Genomic DNA, 19998 nt, shown 5'->3' with positions numbered 1-19998 from the left:
ATTTTTACTTTATCGATCCAATAATATCATATTTGGTAATAATATGGTGATTTCCATTCTCTAATTCGATCAAAACAGCTGCATTTTCTTTTGTAAATAATCGAGATACTTCTTCAATAGGAGTTCCAAATTTTACTATTGGAAATGGTTTCCCCATAACTTCTTTTATAGGCTTGTCAGCAACATTTTTATCGGCAACATAGCTTTGAAACAAATCACTTTCATCAACAGAACCTACAAAACCTGTTACATCCATCACCGGAATTTGAGAAATTTTGTATTTACGCATTCTTTCTATTGCATGTGAAACGAGTTCTTCCGTGCGAACGACGATTAATGGTTTATCAATATGATCTTTGATAACATCTTCGGCTTTTGTAATTTCTTCATCGAGAAAACCACGTTCACGCATCCAGTCATCGTTGAACATTTTACCTACATAGCGGCTTCCTGAATCATGAAAAAGAACCACAACCACATCTTCCGGTTTAAAATGTTCTTTTAGTTGTAACAATCCTTTTATCGCTGCTCCAGCTGAATTACCTACAAATATGCCTTCTTCGAGTGCAATTTTACGGGTATAAACTGCTGCATCTTTATCCGTTACTTTTGTAAATCCATCGATCAACGAGAAATCTACATTTTTAGGAAGAATATCTTCTCCAATTCCTTCTGTTATGTACGAATAGATTTCGTTTTCATCAAAAATTCCCGTTTCATGGTACTTTTTAAATACAGAACCATACGTATCAATTCCCCAAATTTTAATATTTGGATTTTTCTCTTTCAAATATTTAGCCACACCCGAAATCGTTCCGCCAGTTCCTACTCCAACCACAAAATGAGTAATTTTACCACCCGTTTGCTCCCAAATTTCTGGTCCCGTTTGCTCGTAATGCGCTATCGTATTCGAAGGATTATCGTATTGATTCACATACCAGGAATTAGGCGTTTCTTCTGCTAATCGTCTAGATACAGAATAATACGAACGCGGATCTGTTGGTTCAACATCCGTAGGACAAACGATTACTTTGGCGCCGACTGCACGAAGAATATCCATCTTTTCTTTGGACTGTTTATCTGAAATCACACAAACGAGCTTATATCCTTTTACTATAGCAACTAATGCCAATCCCATACCTGTATTCCCGGAAGTTCCTTCTATAATGGTGCCTCCTGGTTTTAATCTACCGTCTGCTTCGGCATCTTCAATCATTTTAACAGCCATTCTATCCTTTACTGAATTTCCCGGATTGAAAGTTTCCACCTTAGCAAGAACTAAAGCGTCTACTTCCGCAGTTACTTTATTCAGTTTTACTAATGGTGTATTTCCTATTGTTCCTAATATATTTTCTGCGTAGCGCATTTTGTTATGAATTTAAGATTTTGATTTGTTGTAAATAGCAGTACAAAGATAGTATTTTGTTACAAAAATATTCTGATTTGCGAAAATTTGCGTTAGTGATAGTAGCGGCATCCTTTCCTTGCTTCCTTTAAGCGAGGAAAGATATAGCGAATAGCACGGCAAACGCCCAAAAAAGAGCATTAAAAAGGCAACACTATTTGGCTCAATTTAATTAAAGAAGTTCCAAATTAATCCGAATCGAATCGTGAAATCACGCGATGGATTGTTAGGTGAGGAATAAAAATTATTACCTGTAAGAGAAGAGTTGAAATGCTCTGCTTTGAAATATATCCGAGTTCTTTGAATTTTTGCGTTTATAAAAAAATCAAAGTTTGGATGATTTCCAAATTGCTTGTCATTTTGCACAAAAAACTCACCAATAACCGGATTGTAATCGCTTCCATAATAGCTAGTGAAATAGTTCAGGACTATTCCTGTTTGCAAAAACAAAGCGCGTTTAAATAAATAATTAGAGTAATAAAACGTATTTCTTGTTACAATTTCAGGAACGTTTAAAATGGCCTCCTGCTGCACTACTTTTTGATATAATATAGTGTTATCTAAAGCAAAATTTCCAAATTTCAATTCTCTACTTACTTTTACCGATACGTAATTTATTGTCCCTTCATATTGCGAGGGAGCCACGATTTGTGTTTTAGCTGCTATTTGTGCTAAACTAGACACATCATTAAAATACAAATGATCTTTTAAAACTGAAAATTGCATTTCTGCATTTACCCACGGAGTACTTGCATTAGCACTGATTGAATTTATTTTTTCGTTTTTAAAATCATTTGACCAGTTGTACTGAACGTAACTACTTTGATGCAGATTGTAATTACTGTTAGGCAATTTATTTATATTTTGATACTGAAATGAGAATTGTGTTGCATCATTATGTACGTATTCTAATTTAGCATCTAGATTTGACAAAGACTGCGCCGTAACCGATCTTGAGTATAAAAATTTACCATTCCATTTCTTTTTTCGGTATTCATACTGACCACCAACACTATTAATTTCCTGGCTAAAGGAATTTGGAATCAACTTTTGATTGTCAAAAATCAAAATCTGATCGTAATAATAGTTCGTTCTAAAATCATCTGCGAAAAACAGGAATTTACCTAAAGTCGTATTCTCATAGACCAGCCCTACTCTATTATACATTTTGTTGTATCGGGTTTGGTCATTTATACCACTATTTTTGAAAGACTCCCCAAATCGATATACAACTGCGCCTCCTACTGTTGACGGAACAGTAGCTTGATTGTATTCAAAAAATTTATTTTCATAATTAAACTGGTGCGTTACATACAAGTTATTAGCACCTTTTTTTGCATTTATTCGAAAATTATGATCTACGAATATTCTTTTTCCTTTTAGAAATGATTTCGCATCAGAAAAGTAAACTTCAAATCTTTGTCGATTATTATAGTTTGGATCTTCACTTTCGAAATCATCGATCGTGGTTATTCCTCCATTTTCTTCATTTAGAATATCTTGAAACGTGTAATGGGCTTTGGCAAAATACCGCCTATTTTTGCTATTATAACTGGTGGTAAACCTAAAATTGCCTGTGCTGGATAACTGGTTGATATATTCGCCTTCTGACCGTAAGCCTTTGTATGCCATAGAAAAATTAAGATTTTCAGCTATATTCAAGGTTATAAAGGCATCTACAGACTGCCCTTTTCTTACAGTTGTTTTAAAGTATAACTCCGTAACAGGGGTAGCTACAGAACTATATCTTATTTGGTTGGCCTCTAAAAAATTGAAATGTTTTGCTTTAAAACCAAATTCTGGATAAGGCGAAAAATCAGTCAAACTATATTGCAACGTATTGTAAGTTTGTCCGTCATTTGCAAAAGGCAAAAGCCCGAAAATATCTTTTCGCAAATAATTGTGACTGTATTCTTTTTGAATGGTTAAAGATGTATCAATGTACGTTGTATCGTTATCGATTGAAATAAAACGATACATATCAATGGTGGCAATTTTTTCGGTTTTCTTTGTAATAGAATCAGAACTGTTGTATTTACTATCATTCCTCAAATTTCCAATCTCTTTTTTTTGAGAAAATAATAGAATCGGGAATGCTATAAAACAAAACAAAAATAATATTCTCATTTGACAGGATCTAATTAGTCGATTTTAAAAACAATTTTAATCAAGCAAAGGTATATTATTAAGAGTTATGATTAAAAAAAGAAATAACAAATCAAATAATCAAATTAACTTCAATATGCTTTACTATTAAACATGCACAAGACTAAATAAAAATAAAAGTTTATTTCCAATAAGAAGAATGTAGTTGATTACTGTTTTTTTTTATTATTAAACAGCTTATATTATATAAGGGACTATTGTCAATCATAAATTATTATTTCAATAATCTATTTTTTAAAACCATTCTCATAGGTATCTAAGAACTTTGTTCTGCACTCATCCTGTTTCAGAATTTAATTTTTATAATCTATCTGACAAATAACTATTTAAACATAAACAACCTATATGTAATCTTATGAATTGATATTCTAAATTCAATCTGCTACTAGTGAAACTGAATTAAAGAGAATTAGAGTTGGTACATATTGCACTTTACATACTTGTTTTTGCAAAATAAAGCTATTTCTTTATCAGCGGTCAATAGTGATAAACTAAAATACAACCTAATTATTCACAAAAAAAAAGAGTGTTTTGTTAGCCACAAAACACTCTTTTTACTTATAGAAAAAACTCTTTACGGGTTTATTTCAAAATTAGTTACTTCAGTACATCCAAAAGCTCCACTACCAGACGCGTGCTTAATAATTGAACAGTCTAATTTATAACTACCCTCATAAACACCATCAGTTTGTCCATCACAATAAACATCTTCCATGATGAGAGTATACTTCCCGTTAGGTAAATTAATATTATGCGTATAAACTTTTCCTCTACTAGCAACAGATCCAGCAGGTCCATAGGTTCCAGGAGGTATTGACGCAACTACTACTCCAGCAGCATTTCTAATTTTCCAAGAAGTTTCTTCTGCATATTGATCAGTAGTTACAGTTAGAACCACATTATTACATACAACTTTTTTATTATAATTTATTGTAGCAACATTGTTAAAAGCCGAGCCACCAGCTGGCGCTACTAACTTTACAAGCAGTGCATATGCAATACCATCTTGCAAAGAATTAGTATTTAAAGTAACATCTAAAGTTCCCGCATAAGATCCCGCAGGAATATTTGCTACACCTATTGCATAAGAAGCGGCTGCGCCAGTAGACTTTTCATCTGCTACCGCTTGAAATGTTCTAGCGACATCAGAAATAGTTGTAACGCTTACTGGTATAGTTACTTTTGTTCCCTCAGCAGGAACAGTAATGTTATAACTTCTTGTAGTAAATTGAACACCTTCTTGGCCATTTACATTATCAAATACTACACTCTCGCTTTCACAACCTGCAATAACCCCTATAAAAAGGGCAATTACAGTTATTTTTAATAAATATTTTTTCATATTACTATAGTTAAATTAGTTAGTATAACCAGGGTTTTGTTGATCTTTAATACCTGTATTAGCACTAAGTTCACCAACAGGAATAGGCAATGTAAATCTATAATCAGTATTTGGTATAGTACAAGCATTATAAATACTACAGTCCGCTGGATGTCTATCAATAGAAACACCCGCTCTAACACCCAAACGTTTTAAATCTAAGTATCTGTGTCCTTCAAAACTCAACTCTATTCTACGTTGTTTCAAGATTTCCGCAAATGCTGCTTGTGCGGTAGTTGGAGTAGCAATAACTGGAGCAGTTCCCGCAACAAATCTAGCATTAGTAACCGCTTGCAATTGAACTGCAACACCTGCAAAATTTCCAGCATCAGCAAGAGCTTCCGCTTTTAAGAAATACATTTCTGAAGTTCTAAAAATCTTAATATCATTCAATTGAACAATTCCACCTGAACCAGGATATTTACCAATAACTATTCTATTTCCAGCAGGATCTGAAGAAGGGCTTAAAAAAGCACGTCTTCTGATATCATTTGGATTATTAAGTAAATTGTATAAACTAGTACTCATTTCATAAAAAGGAGAACCATTTACAGTACTATTAACAGATGCCCATATTGCATTTATCAATCTATTTCCAGGAACACGCTCTAGTTTAAAAATAACTTCATTCTGAGTAGCTGTAGGTATAGCTACATCAGTCCAAATATTTAAATATAGCGATGTAGCTTCTGTCGCAAGAGTAGCTGATCTCGGAGTCAAAGGATAAGCAGCTATTAATTGATCTGCCAAAGCAGTTACTTCAGCATACTTACCTCTGTATGCAGCCATTCTCGCTCTGAAAGCTTTCACAAAATCAGTTGAAACAAAAGTACGAGAAGTATTAGCAGCATTTGTAGATAATGAAGAAACAAAATTCAAGTCTTCATTGATTAATGCAAAAACTTCACCATTCGTATTTCTTGGCAATTGGTCAGTTACAAGCGGGACAAAATCCAGTTTAATAACACCAAGGGCGCTGTCATCAGCGATATTTGTTGTGAAATGGCTTAACAATACAAAATGCCCCCAAGCTCTTAATATGTGTGCTTGTGCCAATATGTTTTTGTATGCGGCTTCATTAGCAGCAGTTGGAGTAACAAGCGCAGCTCCAGCGATAACTCTATTCGCTCTATTTATTAAAGAATAGTTAGAATACCATATTGCCGCAGGATCACCTGAGGCCGCTGTTAGATTAAAAACATATTCACCACCATTCAATCCTTGACCTCCATTGGCAAAACCAATAGCAACTTCATCTGTAAAAACAGTGCTAAAAGCTATAGGGTTCTCACCAGCAACAGCAGCATACACCCCATTAAGACCCAATTGCAAATCATCTACGGTCTGAAAAGTAACATCTGGACCTAATTCACCAGGCTGAATAATATCAATCGCATCTTCACATGAAGAGAAAAATGACACGATCAATGCTAATAAAATAAAATTAATTTTTTTCATATCTTTTTATATTAAAATTCTAATTGTAATCCTACCGAAAAGATTTTCGGGGTAGGGTATTGGTATTGGTCAGCAGTACGTGGGCTTTCAGCATCCCATCCTCTCCACTTAGAGAATGTAACTAAGTTTTCTCCCTGAACAAAAGCTTTCACAGTTTTGAAAGGTGTTTTGTCAAGTAATTTTTTAGGAACATCATATCCAAAGGAAGCAAATCTTAATCTAACATAAGAAGCATCAACTAAATAACGATCTGAATTATTTTGCGCAGCATAATTAGCAGCTCTCAAAGCAGGAATGTCAGTAACTCTATTATCAACCGTCCAAGCATTTAATAAGTCAGCAGAAACATTAAATACTCCTACATTGTTTGTAGGATTCTGTAATCCTTGTAAATCAAAATCAATTCTGTACACTTCAGCAGCATAAGAAAAATTAGTTGTTACGAAAAAACCTTTATAGCTTGAATCAAAACCAAATCCTCCTTGATACAAAGGAATTCTAGACTTACCAGTAAGAACTCTATCAATTGTAGGATTAGGATTTTCTGTGATTTCTCCAGCAGCATTTAGGAAAAGTAAATTACCATTAGCTGGATTAACTCCTTGATATCTTGTAAGAAAAAATTCATCAATAGTAACTCCTTCTTTTATAACGGTAAATCCATTATCAATTAGTCCTGTTGTACCTGCAATATCAAGAATCGTATTTTTATTGTAAGAACCATTAAAGTTTAAAGTTAGGTTAAAACCACTGGCACTTTTAATTAAGTCGTAATTCAAAGTCGCTTCCACTCCTTTATTTTCTAATGCTCCAAAATTCGCATTTATACTACCTGTAGCATTAACCGCTGATAAAGGTACTGGAATGAACAAATCTGTCGTTTTCTTTCTATAAACATCAAACGAACCACTCAATCTACCTTTAAAGACTTCAAAGTCAAGACCTACATTTGCTTGGGCAGTTGTTTCCCAACGTAAATCTGGCACAGCCAACTGAGAAAGTATAAAAGACTGAGTTCCATTATAACCAACACCAGTAGTATATAACTCTCTAGTATTATTTAAAGCTAAGTATGTTCCATTTAAAACGTCTTGATTTCCTGATGTTCCATAAGACCCTCTTAGTTTAAGAATATTAATTACAGAACCTTGCATGAAAGCTTCTTTGTCTATATTCCAACGGCCACTTAATGAGTAAAAAGTACCCCATTTGTTATCTCCTGCAAATCTAGAAGAAGCATCTCTACGAACAGTAGCTCCAAAACCATATTTGCTGTCATAATCATAATCAGCAGTGCCAAAATAAGAGAACAAACCTGTTTCTTGTTTAAAAGCACCTACAGCTGGCACAAATCTATCGTTGGTTGGGCCATCTAGAATGTATCCTGTACCAGCACCTGGAGAGGTAGTTTTAGGATTTAAACCTCTTTGTCTAAAACTAAAACCATTTCTGTGTGCTTTGATGTATTCAACATACGCCCCTGCATTTACAGTGTGCTTTTCATTAAAAGTACGATTATAAATCAAACGAGTATTTGAAGTTATAGCTGCATCTCTTTCAAACAATTGATCTTCAAATTCAGGTGCAGTTGCAGCTGCAGCAAAAAGGAGTGAATTAAAAGCCGTTGGACTTTGCCAAGTATATAAATTTTGTTGTGTATAGTCTAATGCTATAGATGTACCAAGACTTAAATCTTTAGTGATTTTATAACCCCCTTCAAGATTAATTAACCCTTTTAATTCATCTATTCGGTTTTCAAAAGTTTTTAATTTATCAACCAAAAATAATGGAGTCAATAATAACGTTCCTCCTTGTGCTTGATAATCTAACAATAATTGCTGACTAGTGCTGTAATCTTTCGGTGAAATATATGGAGCACTATTATTAGCTCCAAGTACATAATTTTGATTTACTCCGCCAGTACCAATAGCGTTAGCTTCATTTCTTCTAGAAAAATTGATAGATGTAGTAGTAGAATAAGTTAATTTTTCATTGTTAGATTTACCACTTATATTACTTCTGAAACTAAATCTTTTCAAATCAGACCCTTTCAAGATACCTTGTTGGTCAAAATACCCAAGAGATGTAAATGAAGTCATATTTTTTCCACCAGCAGACAAACTAACCACTTGATTTTGAGTAACCCCGGTTCTAAAGAAATAATCATTCCAGTTTGTGTTTATAGCACCCGCTATTTGAGCATCTGTCATTGGGCCACCGTTTGGACCATTAGTAAAACCTCTACCTCTACCAAACGTTCTCTCGGTAGCTAGTAATTGCTGAGAATTCATCAGGTTATACTCTGTTTTTTGTAAAGTTGAAAAACCTGTAGTTGATGAATATTTAACGCTAAGCGCTGAATCATAGTTACCTTTTTTGGTTTTAACAATAATTACACCATTTGCACCTCTATTACCATAAATAGAAGTTGCACCAGCATCTTTAAGAACTGAAACTGATTCAATATCATCTGGATTGATACTTCTAAAGTTATCAGAATTCAAAGGAATACCATCAATAACGAATAATGGCTCAACTTTACCGTTGATAGAACCTGTACCTCTAATAATAATTTGGCTATTTCCACCTGGCTGTCCTGTTCCTGATGTAATATTCAAACCAGAAACTTGCGCCTGTAAAGTTTGAATAAAAGAGGCATTAGGTCTCCCCTCAATAGTTTTAGAACTAACAGTTACCGAGGCAACGTTAGACTTTGCTTTTGTTTTTGTTACGTTGTAACCTTCAACTATAACATTTTCCAATACAGTAGTATCATCTTCAAGCTGAACATTAATTCTGTTTTGGGCTCCTACTACAACCGTAACAGTTTTTGACCCTACAATAGAAATTACTAATCTTTCTCCAACGGAGGCTTTAATGGCAAATTCACCATTAAAATCGGTTTGCACTCCACGGCTTGTACCTTGTACAACAACATTTACCCCAGGCATAGTCATCTGATCAGCTTTGGAAGTAACAGTCCCCGAAACAGTTTTCTCTTGCGCAAAGGAAAACTGAATAAAAAACGCTAAACATAACGTAAGAATCCAAGTAAACTTTGATTTCATAAATATTTTTTTTGAGTTAGTTAAAAAGCAAAACTATTAATTAATTCCTAATTAACAAATATTTAATAGTTAATATTCTTAATATTTAGATAAAAAAGATATTTTGTTAAAAACAAAACTTTTGACACAGTAAATGGTTATTCCGATTTTAGAATGGAAAAATCAATAAAAATAAAAAAATTTAGTTTTCTAAGGTTTAATTTTTTAATATTTTCCAAATTGATTGCTTTTTACCTTGCTTAATTTTAAAAATGTAAAGCCCTTTTTTCAAGGAGCTTACAGTTATTGCATTTACAAAATTAGTATTTAAATGATCAATTTTTTTATAAAGTTGTCTAATTCCCGAAACATCATACACCTCTAAATACATTTCGTCAGAAAGATCAGACTTAACAGATATGTTAACAACATCATTCATTGGATTTGGCCATACATTCGATGATTCAAAATCGGATTCATAATTTGATAATGTATTTTCATCTACACCTGAAACTATTAAAGAAAAATCTTGGCTATTTCCCACCAAGCTCCCTTTATGGTTAACTGTTATTGTATAAAAATCATTAGTAGGATTGTTAATTTCAATTTTTTCAACATTATCAACACTGTTATCCGCTTTAATAGCTGGCTGACTCCTTACACCATTTAATCTCCATGGAAAAAAAACTTCAGAACCTTTTGTAATTCTAATATCCAAATCATTTACCAAAACAGGAGTTGTTAAGTCAACAGTACCAGTATTAACAATACCTGAACGATCTGTCCAAGAAATAGTTGCCACCACTGGCTCAGTCCCTTTAGCTTTAATGACTTTAGTAAAAACAGAGCCCTGTACTAAAGGAGATGTTCTAGAATCAAATTCCTGAATTAAAACTTTGTTATTCATCTGAAATGCATCAGAAATTAATAGAGCAGCTTTTTCAGCATTTAGCAAGCCCCAACCAAATCTTGGATCTGGTCCATCTGAATCACCTGCTTCATCAGCACTGTGAATCATTAACCCCCTTAATGTAGCAGATCGCATAAAATCACCTTTGATATTTCTAAAATGCTCTTGCAATAACAGTAAAGTCCCTGTAACTCCGGGAGCAGCCATTGAAGTTCCAGATATCGTCCCATATCCTTTATTACCGGCTGCATTGGTTGTTGAAAACACATTAACACCTTTTGTAGAAATATCTGGTTTTATTCTATTATCATCTGTTGGTCCCCAACTACTAAAATTAGACATGACTACACTGCTTGTATTAACATAGCCATTAACACCCAAACCTTCCACAGCCGCAACAACAATTGCATTTTTTGAAGTACTAAAATCGGTAAGCAAATCATACCCTTCTTTTGTAGCGTTGATGTTAGGCACTTTATTTCTATCATTTCCAGCAGCTATAACCGGTTGATAATAAGGCGCATCAAAAGCTATTTGATCTAAATCTCTCGAGTCGCTCCTGTAAGCTCCAAAAATATATTCTGGAAAACTTGTGTTAGTTGCAAGAAGTCCATAAGAATGATTAGATAGTAACAAACCATTATTCGTTGCCAGTTCAGCCATCTCCTCCAAATCTCTTGTCCAATTACTTATATAAGCGTATGCTTGATAAGCTATACCTCTGCCCAAACCACCAGTAGAATTTACCCCAGAACTAATGATTGTTCCTGTTACATGGCTTGAATGATACGAAGTGGGATTGGTATTATTATCATAAACAAAAGCTCTTCCTCCAAAATCCTCATGCGCGATAGTAGCATTATCCTGATCCCAGACTCCAACAAATAATCCATTGCCTGTTAGATTTAAACCTAATCCACCATTGGGACGTAATTTATTGGCTCTGGATGTAAATGCTGAACCTTCGTTTCTGGTAACACGATATAATGGAAATCCGTTTTCAGTAACTTCTTTTATCTCTGAATAGGTTCCATCAGGACTTGAAAACGTAACTGGCCATCCGTTTTGTTTAGCAAGAACAATTGCTTTCTCGTAATTTTTGATTTGATTTTTCCCAAACTGCGTTTTCAGTTTTTTAAGATTTGAAACATTCGTCTGACTTAAAATGACACGTTTTTCTTTGTCAGTTTGTGAATACAAAAAATTCGAAAAAATCAATACAAACAACAATAGTATTTTAAAAGTATTTTTTTTCATGATTTAAAATTAAATGAATTTTTTTGTTTCCAAAATTAAAATAAAAATTAACATAAATATGGTAAAAATAGCTTCAGACGCTATTTTTTACTCTATAAATTACTTTTAAAGAAACGATTTGGACATGCTAACTTAGCCATCACAGAAAGTTAAGAAATAATCTTAATTTTAACCTATGAAATAAGTCCGCGAAATCTACGACAAAGCTTTCTAAGAAAAAGCCGTCCAATTGAGTTATGAGAGAACAAACGTATCAGAACTGGCCAGAGAGCTGGAAGTAACAGCACCACAGTTGTATAAATGGCGCAAAGAGTTCGAGGAGTTTGGAGAGGGAAGTTTTCCTGGAAAAGGGAATTTAAAATTAAGTCCTGAACAAGAAAAAATTCACGAATTGGAGAAAAGACTCAAAGATGCCGAGTTAGAGCGAGATATATTAAAAAAAGCAATTGGCATTTTTTCCAAGAGCGGTCGATGATTTATAGTTTCATTAAAAACAATGAACAAGTATTCCCGGTTGAAAAAATGTGCAAAGTTCTATAAGTGAGTAGTGGAAGTTATTACCGATGGAAAAAACAAACAATCACTGCAAGACAGCAACGAAAAATCGCCATAAAAGAAAAGATAACATTGATTTATTTTGAATCCAAACAAAGATACGGAAGTCCTAGAATAACATTAGAACTTTGGAGATTGGTTATAAAATTTCAAGACCCGAGAGCTTTGCTCGAACAGGCGAAGCAATTAGTGCAGCAAAATATATGAAACAGCTAGGCTTACGAAGTAAATTAAGCAAGAAATTCAAAGTAACGACCAACTCAAATCATAATTATTTAATCGTTGAAAATATATTAAACAGAGAGTTTATTGTAAAAATGCCTTCAAAAGCTTGGGTTTCTGATATCACCTATATTCAAACCAAAGAGGGATTTGTATACCTGACAACTATTATGGATTTATACGACCGAAAAATTATAGGTGGGAGTTTGAGCGATGGAATGAGTACAGATGACCCGAGCGATAGCGAACAGGCGAAGCAAACTACGCTTAGAGCTTGGAAAATGGCGATTAAAAACCGAAATATTGAGGAAGGTTTGATTTTTCATTCCGACAGAGGTGTTCAATATGCAAGCAAAAAGTTTGTAAATGTTCTTGATTCCTATAAAAAAATAAACCGTAGTATGAGCCGCAAAGGAAATTGTTGGGACAAAACAGTAGCAAACTATTAAAAATCAGTAGAACTACGGCAAGTAATTTATAAAAAAAGTTAGAATCAGTATGGCAACTAGCGCTTCAGAACCAATGATTGGTTAAGTTTTTGTTGATGAATTTATTTTGGAGGTAAAGAAGATCAGAAGCAAGGAAGGAGAAATGATTCAAAAAAAAAAATATAATCGCCGTTGAAGCAAATGATACTGACGCAATCGAAAGAGTATATTTTGACCAACCTGAAGATTATTTGTGTAAAGAAATACGTAAAATATTTAATAAAAATATTTCTAAATCTGCGACAATAAAAACGGACAAATGGACTAATGATAATCCATTAAAAAAAGAGTTTGATTTAAAACATATCAATAATGACAAATGAAAATTTACAAAAGAATTACATACTATTATTCATCAAGTAAAATCTTAGTTGAAAAGTACTTTTCCTTTGCTTCATACAACACATATTTAGAAGTATTTAGACGAGTTTAGTTGCCGAATTAATAGGTCAATTTACAAGGAAAACACATTTAACCTACTTATTAACAGAATGATATACACTCAAAAAAATTTACATTAAGACATTCCAATAAGTAATTAGATGAACGCCTAAAAATAAACAAATAAATTATACCATAGACTGGAACGTTATCATATTAAACTTCTTTTATAATAGCTAATGAAAGGACTAACTTGTTTACTCAATCAACCGAATTCAACTAAACTAACAACAATGCTTTAATTACAAAAAAAATCTCCCACAATCAAAGTGATTGGGAAGATTTTCTCTATTTAAATTGTAAATGTAATTTACCAACCAGGATTTTGCTGAGCAGCTAAAATTGGATTGGTTGTTGTTACTAATAATGGAATTGGCCATAAGAATCTAAAATCGCTTCCTGGAATAGCCGCATTTGTTCTTGGACCTGTATATGGCGTTCCTAATGTAAAAGAACCCGCAGGAGGATTACCATTTGCTAATTTTGCAGGAATTCCGTCTATCGGGAATAAATTATCGCCTTGTAATCTGTGAATATCTGACCATCTTCTTCCTTCACAAATAAATTCAATTCTACGTTCTTTTAGAATTGCACCAACCAAATTTGTTGCAGTAAGAAAATTTGCTGCAGTGTAAGCTTGAGTAGCAGGAACCGCTAATGATCTATTTCTAACTCTATTCAACTGTGCTAAAGCAGATGTTACATCTGGCGAAATTTTTCTAGCATTGGCTTCTGCCATATTCAAAAGCACTTCTGCAAAACGAATTATTGGAGCTGGATCAGTTGAATTTGTAATATCAGTATATTTGTTTGTTAAAACATTACCGGCATTAATTGTTGTCATCACACCATTTTCTCTTCTTTTGTCATCATTTAACCAAATTGGATCTCTCCAAATGATTGGACTAATACAAATTAAAGCTCTATTTTTATACATTGACGCAAGAGCACCATTGACACCAGGGTTTTGACCAGCTGTAGCGCCGTGTTGAATTGAAAAAATAGTCTCAACATTAGTACCTAGAGTAAAGGCCGCCGCTGGAGTTGGAGCTAAAGAAAGTGCCGATAATTTTGAACCTTCAACTATTACATTATCCCAATCTCTTTTTTGTAAATACACTCGTGTTTTGAAAGCAATAGCAGCATTTTTTGTTGCACGAAATTTATTTGTACCTGTAAGATTAGTTTCAGCAAAATCCAAATCAGCTAAGACTTTTGTATAACACTCCGCAACTGTATTTCTTCCTTGCGCTTTTTCGCTTTCTACTTCCGCATCAGTATCAACACCTACCTCTCTGTATGGTAAACCTGGGTGAGTTGCACCAGCCGTAAAATTGTAAGGCCTTGCAAAATAATTTAACATTTCAAAATGTGTTATTCCTCTTAAAAACCTTGCCTCCGCTATATAACTATTTCCAAGCTGAGCTGTAATAACATTTTTACTTACAGCATCAGTTACACCTTCAATAATTAGATTACATCTGTTAATTAATCGGTAACCATCCACAAAATAATAGGTGTTGTTTGCCGTACCAGCATCGTATGTACCTGTATATGTTAACTGATAAAATCCGGCTAAATTAATTACATCTTCTCCTCTATTATCACCTTGCTGAACAAAAGCCGCACCCCAGATATAACCTCGACCACTATTCGGATTGTTTGCTGTATTATTAAAAATACCAACCGAAGCCGCGTTATACATACCGTTCATTGAAGCCGTTATCAAAGTAGGTGTTGTGAATGCGACATCAGACGCTACCGCATTTATAGGGGTTAGTTCCAATATTTTCTCATCTGAACAAGAAAACAATCCCATTACTAGCATTACACTAGTTACTATTTTTATGTATTTTTTCATCTTTTTATAAATTTACGTTAATACCAATTGAAAAAATTCTTGCTCTTGGTGTACCGTTTAAATCAACCCCAGAAGTTTCTAATTCCGGATCTAATCCTTTGTATTTCGTTATTAAAAATAAATTTTGAACCTGAGCTGACAATCTCACTCCTTCAACACTTATTTTTTCGGTTAACATTTTTGGAAATGAATACCCTAAACTTATGTTATCTAAGCTGATAAAGTCTGCATCTTCTACAAAACGAGTTGTTAGATTACTTGCTTGGTTAATAAATGGATTTTGGTTTGCAACTAATCTAGGTGTTACACCATCACCCGGGTTAGTTATACTTTGCCATCTACCACGAATTTCTGTGCTATTATTACTTAGACCTAAATTAAGTAAATCTCTCCTAGTACCATTAAAAACTTTGTTTCCACCACTGAAACGAATCAAGAAGCTAAAATCAAAATCCTTGTAGCTCATTCTAGAATTAAATCCACCAAAATAAGTAGGAAGTGAATTTCCCTGAATCTTTTTATCGGCTTGTGTTAAAGACGATGCAACGGATACATTTGTGGGATCGGCTGGATTAAATACTTTGTAATTAGCTGTTGCTATATTTCCTTGTACCAAGCTACCATCAGCTTTATAATAGACCGGATTACCGTTTGCAGCATTTACACCCCAATATGTAAATCCATAAAGTGAATTTAATGATTCACCTTCCCGAATAATGATATTTGGTTGAATATTTATATCTCCGGAACTTCCACCAATGATATCTGCACCATTATTTGGCAAATTGTAAACTTTATTTTTCTGCAAAGTTAAATTTGCATTGACATTCCACTTGAAATCTTTAGTGTTTATAACTCTATAATCTACTCCAAATTCATACCCTTTATTTAATACATTTGCAGCATTTCTATCTATTGCATTTCCTGGAACACCTAATGAAGGATCTATCGGAAATTGAAGCACTACATCTTCAGAAGTGTTTTTGAAATAATCAAAGTTTAACGTTAAACGGTTGTTGAATAGAGCTAGATCTATTCCATAATCAATTTTGGTACTAGTTTCCCACTTCAAATTTCTATTTGCAAAAGTTGTAAATGCGATACCATTATTTGGACCATAAAATGAAGGAGAATATGTACTCAAATAAGGATAATTACTCCTACCCACATTTGTGTTACCCGTTAAAGAGTAGGATCCTCTGATTTTGAATTGTGAAATGACACTTTTAAAATCTTCCATAAAACTTTCATTCGCAATATTCCAACCTCCAGAAACACCAGGGAAACTTTGGTAACGAATGTCTGAATTAAATTTCGATAGTCCATCACGTCTTATAGTACCTTGAACAAAATATCTTTCTTTAAAATTATAACTTGCTCTTCCAATATAAGAAATAATACCTTCTTCGTTGACACCACCCCCTGATTCTTGTGTACCAAAAGCCCCTGTTACCACATTTTGATTAAAAAATGGATCAGTTATATTTGTACCAGTAGCAAAAAAACTTTCATTCTTTTCTTTTTGAGCCTCGTAAACAGCGGTTAAAGATAAGTTATGATCGTCACTAAATGTTTTATTATATGACAAAACATTTTGAACATTCCAACGAGTTAAAGTGTTATTATTGTTACTCAAACGTCCATTTGTCCCACGACCATCACCATGTAATGGATTCCAATATAAAAATCCATTTGTTGAAGCGTTATCAACTCCAATTTGGAAACGATAATTTAAACCTTTAAGGATATCAGCGGACAAAAAAGCACTAGATATAATCCTAGTTACTTCAGATTCAAATTTGTTATTTGCTAACACATAGCTAATATTAGACAGATTATCCGTGGCTTGTGTAAGATTTGTACCTTGACCAATATTTCCAGATGCATTAAGGTTAAAACCTGTTGGGTTTGTTGCATCAAAAGGAGAAGTATTTGGCAACTGTCTTATTGCACTAAAGATATTTCCTGAAATAGAGTTCCTTCCTGTATTCAATCCTTCCGTATTAGTTTTAGTGACCCCAATGTTAGCACCAGCTGTTAGCCATGAAGAAATTTCATGTTCTAGATTTGACCTAAGAGAATAACGATCTAAACTGTTCGACTTCGCAATACCATCTTGAGTGGAATAACCTAAAGACATGAAATATCTAGTCTTGTCAGAACCCCCACTAAAAGATAGAGAATGATCTGTTTGAACAGCACCTTTATTCAAAACCTCACTTTGCCAATCAGTGTCAAAATTACTACCAGCTGCCCAAGCTGCTTGTCCAGCATTTATTCTTTTTTCGTTGTTAATTACTAAAAAGTCAGCAGTTTTAAGCAAATCAAATGTTTTTGTTGCTGAGGCAAATCCAGTGACATTACTGTAAGATACTTTCATCGTGCCTTTCTTACCTCTTTTAGTAGTAATTAAAATCACACCATTTGCAGCTCTAGAACCATAAATTGCAGTCGCAGCACCATCTTTCAAGACTTCAAAAGACTCTATATCGTTAGGGTTAATATCGGCCAAACCATTGGTGTCAGCAGAACCTCCAATATCTCCAGAGTAAATTGGCAAACCATCCACTACATACAAAGGTTGAGTACCACTATTAATGGTAGCTACACCTCTAATTCTAACCCTCGGCGCTACACCCAAAATCCCGTTCTGTGTAGTAACTTGAACACCTGCAGCTCTTCCTGCCAATTGACTTTCAAAACTAGGTGTGATTAAACCTTTTATAGCTTCTCCACTAATTGAGGAAATAGAACTAGTAAGATCTTTCTTTTTCTGAACACCATAACCTACAACAATCACCTCTTCTAAAGTGTTATCCTCTTGTAGCATTTTTATGTTAACAGTTGAAGAGGTTCCGACATTTGCAGTAATGTTTTTCATTCCTATAAATGAGAATACTAAAACTTCTCCAGCGCTCGCTTTAATTGCATATTTTCCTTCAAAATCTGTTTGTGTGCTTCGATTTGTGCCTTTAACCACAACGTTAGCTCCTGGTATTGGTCCTGTTTCATCAACAACAACCCCGGTAACAGTTTTTTCCTGAGCAAACGAAAACTGCATCGATAACGCTAAAAATAGCGTGATAATCCATTTGTACTTTAATCTCATATTAATTTATTGAATTAGTTAGTTGACAAAAATCATAATTATTTCTTAAAGAAACAAACTTATTTCACAAATAACTGAATTAATATTTGTTAAAGTTTTTACTCAAAAAAATAGATTACCTCTTATATTTTGAGACTATACACTTATTATATATTGATAGTGCTATAAAAAATTATATTTTTGTCAAAATTAATTTTAATGTTAAGACCTTTTTTTTTAACACCATATTTAGAAACAGGAACTGACGAAGCGGGTCGTGGTTGTTTGGCAGGTCCTGTTACGGCAGCCGCTGTAATATTACCTGTGAATTTCCAAAATGAGTTTTTAAATGACAGTAAACAATTATCTGAAAAAACAAGAGAAAAATTAAGACCCATTATTGAGCAGCAAGCCATTTCATTTGCAGTAACACATCTGGAACCGTTAATAATCGATCAAATTAATATTCTGAACGCCGCTATTAAGGCCATGCAGGAAAGTATTTTGAAATTATATCCAAGACCGGAATCTATTATTGTAGATGGAAACAGTCCTTTGATCCCCAAAGGAGGAATTAAAAATCGCGGAGGCAAGATTTTTACCGATGCTGAAATTGAAATATTAATTTCGATTCCAAATGCCAGTATTATAAAGGGAGATGCTAAATTCTTGAGTATTGCAGCCGCTTCAGTATTAGCGAAGACACATAGAGATGAGTACATGAACCGTATTCACGAGGAATTCCCAATGTACAATTGGAAACAAAACAAAGGATATCCTACCAAAGAACACCGAGAAGCAATTCGAATTTATGGGGTTACAAAATACCACCGAATGACATTTCGTTTGTTGCCAGAACAACAGTTAAAATTAAATTTATGATTTAGATTAAAGATTGCTGATTTCAGATTTCTGAAAAATTGCGTCAAAAAGAATGGAGAAATGTTTCAGGATTTTTGCTTTTACATCGGCTTCATCCACTTTTTCGACTCCAAGTTCTACGTTTAAAGAAGTTACGGCTTTACCGCGAATCCCGCACGGAATAATATTATCAAAATAACCCAAATCAGCATTTACGTTAAGTGCAAATCCATGCATGGTTACCCAACGGGAAGCACGAACGCCCATAGCGCAGATTTTTCTGGCAAATGGAGTTCCTACACCCAACCAAACTCCGGTTTCCCCTTCGCTTCTTCCACAAACAATTCCGTATTCTTGAAGGGTAAGAATAATGGCTTCTTCTAGAAAACGCAGGTATTTATGAATATCTGTAAAGAAATTTTCTAAGTCTATAATTGGATAGCCCACAATCTGTCCCGGTCCATGATACGTAATATCACCACCACGATTGATTTTATAAAAAGTAGCTCCTTTGGATTCCAGTTGTTTTTCTGATAACAATAAATTACTCAAATTACCACTTTTACCCAAAGTGTAAACATGAGGATGCTCCACAAAAAGAAAGAAATTGGGAGTTTCCAAATTAGTTTCTTCTCTCCTATTTTTAATTTTTAAGTCAACTACCTCTTTAAACAATTCTTCTTGGTATTCCCAAGTTTCTTTATAATCTTTAGTTCCTAAATCTTGTAGAATTACTTTTTTGTTCATTTTTTCTTAAGAAATACCAGTGGTTTTAAGCCACAAAGATACAAAGGTTTGAAACAAGAACGTTGATTAAGAAATTTTGAATTTTTAAATTTTAAAAAATCAAATAGTCTG

The 19998-nt window shown here is 33.8% G+C and carries 13 protein-coding genes; 4 read left to right on the top strand and 9 right to left on the bottom strand.

Translation table 11 applies throughout. The features are described 5' to 3' along the window. Positions 1 to 4: 4 nt before the first annotated feature. The 6 genes from ACNQGJ_RS05125 to ACNQGJ_RS05100 all read right to left on the bottom strand — a co-directional run bounded on the left by ACNQGJ_RS05125 (position 5) and on the right by ACNQGJ_RS05100 (position 11624). Positions 5 to 1366 (bottom strand): pyridoxal-phosphate dependent enzyme, encoded by a 1362-nt coding sequence (locus ACNQGJ_RS05125; protein WP_417969429.1) that lies wholly within the window; start codon positions 1364 to 1366, stop codon positions 5 to 7. A gap of 207 nt (positions 1367 to 1573) precedes the next feature. Next, positions 1574 to 3532 carry a putative porin gene (locus ACNQGJ_RS05120; RefSeq protein ID WP_417969431.1) on the bottom strand — a complete coding sequence of 653 codons (1959 nt, stop codon included), beginning with the start codon at positions 3530 to 3532 and terminating at the stop codon, positions 1574 to 1576. Positions 3533 to 4145: 613 nt separating this feature from the next. Further along, a complete protein-coding gene (locus ACNQGJ_RS05115; RefSeq protein ID WP_417969433.1) occupies positions 4146 to 4913 on the bottom strand; it encodes a hypothetical protein in 768 nt (255 codons plus the stop codon). Between the two features lie 15 nt (positions 4914 to 4928). Then, the gene (locus ACNQGJ_RS05110; protein ID WP_417969435.1) at positions 4929 to 6410 is read right to left on the bottom strand and encodes a RagB/SusD family nutrient uptake outer membrane protein; all 1482 of its coding nucleotides are present in this window, start codon (positions 6408 to 6410) and stop codon (positions 4929 to 4931) included. Between the two features lie 11 nt (positions 6411 to 6421). Continuing rightward, a complete protein-coding gene (locus ACNQGJ_RS05105) occupies positions 6422 to 9478 on the bottom strand; it encodes a SusC/RagA family TonB-linked outer membrane protein (protein ID WP_417969437.1) in 3057 nt (1018 codons plus the stop codon). A 196-nt stretch (positions 9479 to 9674) separates the two neighbouring features. Next, on the bottom strand, positions 9675 to 11624 hold the full coding sequence (locus tag ACNQGJ_RS05100) for a S8 family serine peptidase (RefSeq protein WP_417969439.1): 1950 nt from the start codon (positions 11622 to 11624) through the stop codon (positions 9675 to 9677). Between the two features lie 229 nt (positions 11625 to 11853). On the opposite strand from ACNQGJ_RS05100, the gene ACNQGJ_RS05095 reads away from it, so the two are divergent. The 3 genes from ACNQGJ_RS05095 (at position 11854) to ACNQGJ_RS05085 (ending at position 12850) form a co-directional block, all read left to right on the top strand. Further along, positions 11854 to 12099 (top strand): transposase, encoded by a 246-nt coding sequence (locus ACNQGJ_RS05095; RefSeq protein WP_417969441.1) that lies wholly within the window; start codon positions 11854 to 11856, stop codon positions 12097 to 12099. Between the two features lie 65 nt (positions 12100 to 12164). After that, a complete protein-coding gene (locus tag ACNQGJ_RS05090) occupies positions 12165 to 12386 on the top strand; it encodes a hypothetical protein (protein WP_417969443.1) in 222 nt (73 codons plus the stop codon). Beyond that, positions 12383 to 12850 carry a DDE-type integrase/transposase/recombinase gene (locus ACNQGJ_RS05085; RefSeq protein WP_417969445.1) on the top strand — a complete coding sequence of 156 codons (468 nt, stop codon included), beginning with the start codon at positions 12383 to 12385 and terminating at the stop codon, positions 12848 to 12850. Before ACNQGJ_RS05090 ends, ACNQGJ_RS05085 begins: the two co-directional genes overlap by 4 nt. A 790-nt stretch (positions 12851 to 13640) precedes the next feature. Here ACNQGJ_RS05085 and ACNQGJ_RS05080 read toward each other — a convergent pair. Together ACNQGJ_RS05080 and ACNQGJ_RS05075 are read right to left on the bottom strand one after the other, a co-directional pair. Further along, positions 13641 to 15191 (bottom strand): RagB/SusD family nutrient uptake outer membrane protein, encoded by a 1551-nt coding sequence (locus ACNQGJ_RS05080; RefSeq protein ID WP_417969447.1) that lies wholly within the window; start codon positions 15189 to 15191, stop codon positions 13641 to 13643. Between the two features lie 4 nt (positions 15192 to 15195). Further along, complete coding sequence (locus ACNQGJ_RS05075; RefSeq protein WP_417969449.1) at positions 15196 to 18300, bottom strand: SusC/RagA family TonB-linked outer membrane protein; 3105 nt, start codon at positions 18298 to 18300, stop codon at positions 15196 to 15198. Positions 18301 to 18498: 198 nt separating this feature from the next. Here ACNQGJ_RS05075 and ACNQGJ_RS05070 point away from each other — a divergent pair, with 198 nt between their 5' ends. Further along, the gene (locus ACNQGJ_RS05070) at positions 18499 to 19161 is read left to right on the top strand and encodes a ribonuclease HII (protein ID WP_417969451.1); all 663 of its coding nucleotides are present in this window, start codon (positions 18499 to 18501) and stop codon (positions 19159 to 19161) included. A 6-nt stretch (positions 19162 to 19167) separates the two neighbouring features. On the opposite strand, the gene lipB is transcribed toward ACNQGJ_RS05070, so the two are convergent. Further along, positions 19168 to 19887, bottom strand: coding sequence for a lipoyl(octanoyl) transferase LipB (gene lipB / locus ACNQGJ_RS05065; protein ID WP_417969453.1), 720 nt, complete (start codon positions 19885 to 19887; stop codon positions 19168 to 19170). Positions 19888 to 19998 lie beyond the last annotated feature (111 nt).

The sequence above is a fragment of the Flavobacterium cryophilum genome (genome assembly GCF_048286555.1).
GTDB lineage: Bacteria > Bacteroidota > Bacteroidia > Flavobacteriales > Flavobacteriaceae > Flavobacterium.
This window is presented reverse-complemented; position numbering and strand designations above follow the sequence as displayed.